Origin of the sequence: Kordia jejudonensis (assembly GCF_001005315.1) — a bacterium.
Lineage (GTDB): Bacteria > Bacteroidota > Bacteroidia > Flavobacteriales > Flavobacteriaceae > Kordia > Kordia jejudonensis.
Map to the genome: position 1 here is coordinate 64,356 of NZ_LBMG01000034.1, position 8,294 is coordinate 72,649.

The window sequence follows — 8,294 nt, forward strand, 5'->3', positions numbered from 1 at the left end:
TACACACAAAAAGTGAGATTCTGAATCAAGTTCAGCATGACATATTTTTAACCTTGTAAATTATTGTTACACAATAAAAACAACATGAACGATAAAAAATCAACTAAAAAATTACCAAAAGAAAAGAATACTGCGGCGCGCAAACAATTGATTCAATTTATAAAACCGTATCGTATTATATTTTCGTTTGGAATGCTCTTTTTATTGCTTTCGAGCATAACAATGATGCTTTTCCCCTATTTAATTGGTCAATTATTAGGACAAGATACTACGAATCCGATGGACACTACAGAAGCGTTTTTAAATTTGGATGACACCAATACGCTGGTAAAAGTTTTGTTTATTGTATTCGGGATTCAAGCCATGTTTTCATTCTTTAAAACCTACTTGTTTGGCTATTTTACCGCCAATACGATGAAAGATATTAGGGTAAAATCGTTTAAAAAAATGGTCACATCTCCGTTACAGTTTTTCAATGAAAATAAAGTTGGAGAACTTACGAGTAGAGTTGCCACCGATATTGAATTGCTACGCGATACGTTTAACACCACATTGCCTAGTTTTATTGGTCAAATTATAACGGTTGTCATTTGTTTGACGGCGTTGTTTATCATGTCGCCAAAACTCTGTTTAATAACCTTAGCCGTTGTTCCTGTAGTGGCTTTGATTGGAATGTTCTTTGGGAATTTCATCAAAAAAGTATCAAAAGAAACTCAAGAACACGCTGCAAAATCGAACGCCATTTTAGAAGAAAGTTTGGTCGGAATTGCCAATGTAAAAGCGTTTATCAATGAATTTTTTGAAATAGAACGTTATACTAAAACTGTATTAAAAGTTCGTGATAAAACCATGAAAATTGTCAAATGGCAAGGCTTTTTTGGCACTTTGATCATCTTTTGTATGTTCGGTTCGATTGTATTTGTCATTTGGCAAGGAAAACTCATGGTAGAAGCGGGACAAATTAGCGGAAAACATTTCATCAGTTTCATCCTGTATACCATTTTTATTGGTGGTTCTATTGGCGGTTTGCCCGATTTATATGCGAAAATTCAAAAAGCACTTGGTGCAACGGAAAGTTTAATGAAAATTTTAGACGGAAAAACAGAAGATTTAATCTTAGCACCTGTAAAAGAACCGCTGAATTTAAACGGAACGGTAACGCTCAAAAATGTAGATTTCGCCTACGATTCTCGATTGGATATTGAAGTGTTAAAAAATATTTCATTACATGTAGAAGCAGGAAAACAGATTGCGTTAGTAGGTCCGTCAGGTTCTGGAAAATCTACCTTATCGGCGTTGTTATTACAATTATACAAACCAAGTTCAGGAACAATTTTATTTGATGGAAAACCCGCAGAAGAATTTGAATTGAGCAAACTCCGAAACGAAATGGCATTGGTACCACAAGAAGTGATTTTGTTTGGTGGAACGATTAGAGAAAACATCATTTACGGAGATTTGAATGCTACCGAAGAAGAAATCATTGCAGCTGCCAAAGATGCCAATGCGCACGAATTTATCATGAGTTTCCCCGAAGGTTATGAAACCTTTGTGGGCGATAGAGGAATTCAACTTTCGGGTGGACAAAAACAACGTGTTGCGATTGCGAGAGCGATTTTGAAAAATCCTTCTATTTTAATTTTAGATGAAGCCACAAGTTCATTAGATTCTGAATCTGAAGTGTTAATCCAAGAAGCGTTGGACAGATTGATGCAAGGACGAACGTCGTTTATCATTGCGCATCGTTTGTCTACCATTAAAAATTGCGATACGATTTTAGTATTAAAACACGGAAAAATTCACGAAACTGGCACACACGACGAACTCATTTTATTAGAAGATGGTGTATATAAAGGTTTGAGTGAGTTGCAATATCAGGCGTAGAATTTTATATATAATTTTGAATTCACATGTTATTAATCTAATATTAGATATGAATATAAAAGATGAAGAATATATTTCTAATCTAAAGAAGTATATTGAAAAGACAGAAGAAAGTGTGAAACATTCGTTAGGTAAATTTGATGTTTTGATAATTTCTTTATCAAGTGGAAGTTTAATTTTGACTATAAGTTTATTCAAAACTTATTTTAGTAGAGAATTTAATAAAGAGTTGTTAGTCACAAGCTTGATTCTATTTTCTGTTGCTTTAATTGCAAATCTATTATCATTAGTAATTGGCTTTATAACCAACAAATATGATATTAAGGTAACTAAAATTATAATTAAAGAAATTGAGCAGAAAGAAACTATTGATAAAAAAGAAAAGTTACAAGGGCGTCAAAATGATTTTAATTTTCTCGCTAAATTACTTAAAGCAATCTCTCTTATAGGTTTAATTGCAGGAATAATCGCTTTAATAACCTTTATAATTTCGACAATAGAAACTTATTAATGATATATTCATTCCGAAACACTATAAAAAACACTCATACTAAAATACTTTATGTGATATAATTAATGTCAAATCGAGTGCAGTCGAGATTTAATAGAAACGATTACGTTCATATGTTTCTCGACTGCGCTCGAAATTACAGGTAGGTATTCTAAGTATTCTACTTTTGATAGTAAGATTTTAAGATTGAAATCCGTTAAATAGTTACTGCGTCACCCTGAATTTATTTCAGGGTCTCACATATAGCTTAATTCATAACAGTATGAGATTCTGAATCAAGTTCAGAATGACGTACTTTATAGCTTTCTGACATTTCACGGACATTCAATAATTATTTTCTAACTCATCGGAACTTCTACAACCAGTATTTTTGAATCTGAATTTGTAGAAATTTGAACGTTTTCCGTATCCCAAATTCCGATTGCATCTTTGGTAGAAAGTGTGTCCTCGCCTATTGTAATTTCGCCTTCTAATAAGAAAACGTAAATTCCGTGTGACGCGTCGTGAAGTTTGAAATCGATGGCTTTTCCCGAATCAAAATTTCCAATAGAAATGTACGCATCTTGATGAATCCAAAGTGCATCGTCAACAATATTGTCTTTTGGAGCAACGACCGTTTGAAATTGATTTTCACGCTTGGTTTGATCAAATTCTTTTTGCTCGTAACGGGGCGTCACACCTAATTCTTGCGGCTGAATCCACAGTTGTAAAAAATTAACCTCATCGGTTCTGCTATCGTTAAATTCTGAATGTTGCAATCCTGTTCCAGCAGACATTACTTGTACTTCTCCTACTGTAATTGCACGTTTGTTGTCCATACTGTCTTTGTGTGACAATGCGCCACTTAACGGAATCGAAATGATTTCCATATTCTGATGTGGATGTGTTCCGAATCCCATTTTTGGTTGCACGATATCGTCGTTTAACACTCTAAGTTGTCCAAATCCCATTCGCTCAGGATTGTGGTAACTTGCAAAACTAAAGCTGTGATGACTTTTTAACCATCCGTGATCTGCTTTTCCTCTTGTATTTCCTCTGTGAAGTATTGTTTTCATTTTAAATTTGTTGTTTGTTGTTTGTTGTTTGTTGTTTGTTGTTTGTTGTTTGTTGTTTGTTTTTTGGGTGTTGGGTGTTGGGTGTTGGGTTTTGGGTTTTGGGTTTTGGGTGTTGGATCTTAAAAAAATCTTTTTTTATTAAAATTTTAATTAATTATTTCTCAATACTCAATAGCAAACCCTTAGTACTTATAGATTCCTGCCTCCGCAGGAATGACAAATTTCTTAATATAAGTGTCCCATTTTGCCTTGTTGATAATCGCGTAAAGCTTCCATAATTTCAGTTTGAGAATTCATAACATATGGTCCCCAAGAGGTTACTTTTTCTGCAATCGGTTCGCCCGAAAGTATGAGTAACGTACTATTTTTATTAGCTTCCAGTGCAATGGTTTCACCATCTTTATGAAACGTGAGTAGTTGTAATTTCCCAAGTTTTAGTGTTTGATCGTCGTTTACACGAGTTTCGCCTTCTAATAAATATACCAATAATTCGTGCTGTGTTGGAACTGAAATGGTTGTTTTGTCGCCAGCTTCAAGATTCGCAATAAACGCATTGATTTCTGTAAATGTGCTCGTAGGACCTTTTTGTCCATTGAACTCACCAGCAACTACTTTGATGTTTCCTTTTCCGTTTTCGACAGGAATTAACGGCATGTGTTCCGCTTTTACATCTTGGTATTTTGGCGTGGTCATTTTGTACTTTTTGGGAAGATTTACCCAAAGTTGAATTCCTTCCATAGTTCCCACAAAATCTTTGCTTGGACCTTCATCGTGAATGACGCCGCTTCCCGCAGTCATCCATTGTACATCGCCAGCATTTAAAACGCCTTCGTTTCCGAGTGAATCTCTGTGTAATTGTTCTCCTTTGAAGAGAAATGTGACAGGTTCAAATCCACGATGCGGATGTGGCGCCAATGATAATCCTGGACTGTAGGGTCCGACATCGTACTTATAATGATGCAACAGTAAGAATGGATCAACTTGATCGAGTTCTTGTGTTGGTAATGGTTGACGGATTAAATTTCCGCCCATATTTACATAGTCGCTTGTTCCTTTGTACGCTATGCTTCGTAGTGTTTTCATGTGTTCTACTCTTTCTTTTTTAGTTGTGTTTGAAATATTTTCCATGGAAAATATTTGGTCAAATTTTTACCGGACTTTATCCAATAAGTTGCTTAATTGTGTTGCTTCTTCGTCTGTGAGATTTCCTAACCAATCATTTTTTGGCATGCTATCTCCTATTTGTTTTAAGAGTTTGAGTCCATTGTCTTTGATGGCAATATGAACGACTCTTCGATCATCAGGACATGGAATGCGTTCTATTAAATCTTTTGCGCAAAGTTTGTCCATCAATCGGGTAGCATTGGGCGCTCTTTCGATCATTCGATCTTTAATTTCTTGCACTTTGATCGCCTTTCCTGCGCCTCTCAAAATTCTTAGAATATTGAATTGTTGTGGCGAAATTCCAAATGGTTTGAAAAATTCATTTTCCTTACTATTGATCCAATTCGCCGTAAATTTGATGTTGATAAACGCTTTCACTCTATCAGATGGAAATGATGATTGTATGTCTTTAGAGATATCTCCCATAAATGTTTTTTATGCTTTACGTTGTATTATCCTTTGAAACCAGCTTCTGTATGCGCGCCATCACAATATGGTTTGTTTTGAGAAGCGCCACATCTACAAAATGCTGTGGTTTTGTTTCGCTTTTCTTTGGTGCCGTCCGAATTGGTAATATGCAACGTTCCATATACTAATAAAGGACCATTTTCTAAAGCTTCAACTTTTGTTTCTAAATGCTGTGCTTCTTCATCGCCTGCCTTGTTACTTTTATATGACAAAGCTCCTGATGGACACGCTGCAATTTGTTTTTTGATGCGTTCTGTACTCGCACCGTCCATGTGTATCCAAGGTCTGTTTTGTGGATTGAATACTTGTAATAATCCTTTCCAACAGTTTTTGGAATGTGTACACGTTTTAGGTTTCCAAACAACTGTAATATCTTCATTACTATATTCTTTAATGATCTCTTTTTCTTCCATAATGTATGATTTTACAGTGTTTATAATTTTAGTTTCTCCTTTAAAGATACGAATGTTGTTATTCAAAAACAGCTTTTGAAAGCATAAAAACAGCTTCTTCTAATTTTTGTGCTAATGCGTTATCTTTGATTCCATCCTTAGAAAAATTATCGCCAAAAGATGGTAATGAAAAATCTGCCACGATATTTCCGCCCATGTGTGGGAATCTTCCTTTTGCAATATCTAAAACGGTTTGTCCGCCACGAGCACCTGGTGAAGTTGCCATTAAAAGCATTGGTTTGTCTGACCATAATTTTCCATCAATTCGAGACATCCAATCAAAAATATTTTTAAATACTGTTGCATATGCTCCATTATGCTCCGCTAAAGACAAAACAATTCCGTCTGCTTCTTTGATTTCTTTTAGAAAAGCGTGTGCATTTTCTGGAATTCCAATTTTATTTTCTAGGTCAATTCCGTATAACGGCAATTCATAATCGTTTAAATCTAATACTTTTACGCTTGCATCTTCAACCAAATTTGCTGCATATGTTGCTAATTGTTTGTTGATTGATGTTTTACTGTCGCTTCCTGCAAAGGCTATTATTGTTTTCATTTGAAATATGTTTTTAGTTGTTTGTAATTTTTTTTCCGAAATAGTATGACAATGCTAAAAGAACGAACGCTATAATTGCGCCTCCTTGTTCTCCGTCTCCAATCATATAATGTGCAAAAAATGCAAGAATAATATTAAAAAAGAATCCTGCGTATGCCCATTCTTTAAGTGTTTTATTTTTTATAAGCCAAATAGCGATTAAACCTAAAATCTTAGCTACCGCCAACGGATAAATAATGTAAGTAGGATAACCAAATTTAGTAAATCCCTGAACCATATCAGCATATTTAAGGAAATACATACTTACTGAGAAAAGCATTAATGCCGTAAATAATCCTGTAACTACATAGTAAATTATTTTTTGAGTTTTCATAGTTGTTAGTTTTTAATTTCTGTACAAAGCTACAAATAATATTTTTATTTTCCAAGGAAACTAATTCCATGTAATTTATTTGAGGGGTTTTTTAAGAAAACTTTCAAACTTCCTTCCTTTCAATAGCCGTAATTGTTTCGTATTTTAGCACAGGAAAATTTTATAACCATGGACATCAACTTCAACAAAAACGAAGATCACAATAAACTTTTAGTATCAGAATTACGTCATCGCTTGGCCAAAGTGAGTTTAGGTGGCGGACAAAAACGCATTGACAAATTGCATAGCAAAGGCAAAATGACAGCACGCGAACGTATTGATTTTCTGTTAGATGACAAGAAACCCGCTATTGAAATTGGTGCTTTTGTTGGCGATGAAATGTATGAAGAACACGGCGGTTGTCCTTCTGGTGGTGTTGTAGTAAAAATTGGCTACGTACAAGGAAAACAATGTATTGTTGTTGCCAATGACGCAACTGTAAAAGCTGGTGCTTGGTTTCCTATTACCGCTAAAAAGAACTTACGTGCACAAGAAATTTCTATCGAAAATCGCTTGCCAATCATTTATTTGGTAGATAGCGCAGGAGTTTATTTGCCAATGCAGGATGAAATTTTCCCAGATAAAGAACATTTTGGACGAATTTTCAGAAATAACGCCGTCATGAGCAGTATGGGAATTACCCAAATTGCTGCTGTTATGGGAAGCTGTGTGGCTGGTGGCGCCTATTTACCTATTATGAGTGATGAAGCTTTAATTGTAGATAAAACAGGAAGTATTTTCCTTGCGGGAAGTTACTTAGTGAAAGCTGCAATTGGCGAAAGTATTGATAATGAAACGCTTGGTGGAGCAACGACGCATTGTGAAATTTCAGGGGTTACGGATTACAAATCGAAAGATGATAAAGATGCCTTGACGACAATTAAAAATATTGTTGGAAAAATTGGCGATTATACACCTACAGGTTACAACAGAGTGAAAGCTGTAAAACCAGCAGAAAATCCTGAAGATATTTTCGGAATTCTGCCAAAAGCACGTCATGAACAGTATGATATGAAAGAAATTATCAAACGAATTGTTGATAATTCTGAATTTGATGAATATAAAGCTGGTTACGGACAAAGTATTATTACAGCATATGCCAGAATTGATGGTTGGGCAGTTGGAATTGTTGCCAATCAACGAAAATTGGTAAAGAATAAAAAAGGAGAAATGCAGTTTGGTGGTGTTATTTATTCAGATTCTGCTGATAAAGCCACACGATTTATTGCGAATTGCAACCAAAAGAAAATTCCGTTGGTATTTTTACAAGATGTAACTGGATTTATGGTTGGAAGCAAATCGGAACACGGAGGCATTATTAAAGATGGCGCCAAAATGGTAAATGCCGTAAGTAATAGTGTCGTGCCAAAATTTACAATTGTCATTGGAAATTCATACGGAGCTGGAAATTATGCCATGTGTGGAAAAGCCTATGATCCACGATTGATTGCCGCTTGGCCAAGTGCTGAATTGGCGGTAATGAGTGGAAATTCTGCAGCGAAAGTGTTACTACAAATTGAAACGGCTTCGTTGAAGAAACAAGGAGAAGAAATTACAAAAGAGAAAGAAGAAGAATTATTCAATAAGATAAAATCGCGTTACGACAAGCAAATTTCTCCATATTATGCAGCCGCGCGTTTGTGGACAGATGCAATTATTGATCCATTAGATACGCGAACTTGGATTTCGATGGGAATTGAAGCCGCAAATCAAGCACCAATTGAAAAACCTTTTAATTTGGGTGTGATTCAGGTGTAGTTTGGTCTTGGGTTTTGGGTCTTGGGTCTTGGGT

At 35.3% G+C, this 8,294-nt stretch carries 9 protein-coding genes; 3 read left to right on the top strand and 6 right to left on the bottom strand.

What is annotated here, in order from left to right; all coding sequences use genetic code 11:
• Window positions 1–84 precede the first annotated feature (84 nt).
• Together AA089_RS16380 and AA089_RS16385 are read left to right on the top strand one after the other, a co-directional pair.
• Window positions 85–1,884: an ABC transporter ATP-binding protein gene (locus AA089_RS16380; RefSeq protein WP_046758061.1), complete on the top strand. Its 1,800-nt coding sequence runs from the start codon at window positions 85–87 to the stop codon at window positions 1,882–1,884.
• A gap of 49 nt (window positions 1,885–1,933) precedes the next feature.
• Entirely contained in the window at window positions 1,934–2,395 is a 462-nt protein-coding gene (locus AA089_RS16385) for a hypothetical protein (RefSeq protein WP_156169065.1), read from the top strand.
• Between the two features lie 338 nt (window positions 2,396–2,733).
• Here the strand turns inward: AA089_RS16385 and AA089_RS16390 are convergent, their stop codons facing one another.
• The 6 genes from AA089_RS16390 to AA089_RS16415 all read right to left on the bottom strand — a co-directional run bounded on the left by AA089_RS16390 (window position 2,734) and on the right by AA089_RS16415 (window position 6,463).
• Complete coding sequence (locus tag AA089_RS16390; protein ID WP_046758063.1) at window positions 2,734–3,450, bottom strand: pirin family protein; 717 nt, start codon at window positions 3,448–3,450, stop codon at window positions 2,734–2,736.
• 225 nt (window positions 3,451–3,675) lie between these two features.
• A complete protein-coding gene (locus AA089_RS16395) occupies window positions 3,676–4,578 on the bottom strand; it encodes a pirin family protein (protein WP_241480006.1) in 903 nt (300 codons plus the stop codon).
• A gap of 21 nt (window positions 4,579–4,599) precedes the next feature.
• Window positions 4,600–5,040 carry a MarR family winged helix-turn-helix transcriptional regulator gene (locus AA089_RS16400; protein ID WP_046758064.1) on the bottom strand — a complete coding sequence of 147 codons (441 nt, stop codon included), beginning with the start codon at window positions 5,038–5,040 and terminating at the stop codon, window positions 4,600–4,602.
• Between the two features lie 26 nt (window positions 5,041–5,066).
• Window positions 5,067–5,561 carry a (4Fe-4S)-binding protein gene (locus AA089_RS16405; RefSeq protein ID WP_316936956.1) on the bottom strand — a complete coding sequence of 165 codons (495 nt, stop codon included), beginning with the start codon at window positions 5,559–5,561 and terminating at the stop codon, window positions 5,067–5,069.
• Window positions 5,554–6,090, bottom strand: a complete 537-nt coding sequence (locus AA089_RS16410; protein WP_046758065.1) for an NADPH-dependent FMN reductase — start codon at window positions 6,088–6,090, stop codon at window positions 5,554–5,556. The genes AA089_RS16405 and AA089_RS16410 overlap by 8 nt, the downstream gene beginning before the upstream one ends.
• Window positions 6,091–6,103: 13 nt before the next feature.
• A complete protein-coding gene (locus tag AA089_RS16415; protein ID WP_046758066.1) occupies window positions 6,104–6,463 on the bottom strand; it encodes a DoxX family protein in 360 nt (119 codons plus the stop codon).
• Between the two features lie 168 nt (window positions 6,464–6,631).
• On the opposite strand from AA089_RS16415, the gene AA089_RS16420 reads away from it, so the two are divergent.
• On the top strand, window positions 6,632–8,260 hold the full coding sequence (locus AA089_RS16420; protein WP_046758067.1) for an acyl-CoA carboxylase subunit beta: 1,629 nt from the start codon (window positions 6,632–6,634) through the stop codon (window positions 8,258–8,260).
• Window positions 8,261–8,294: the final 34 nt, after the last annotated feature.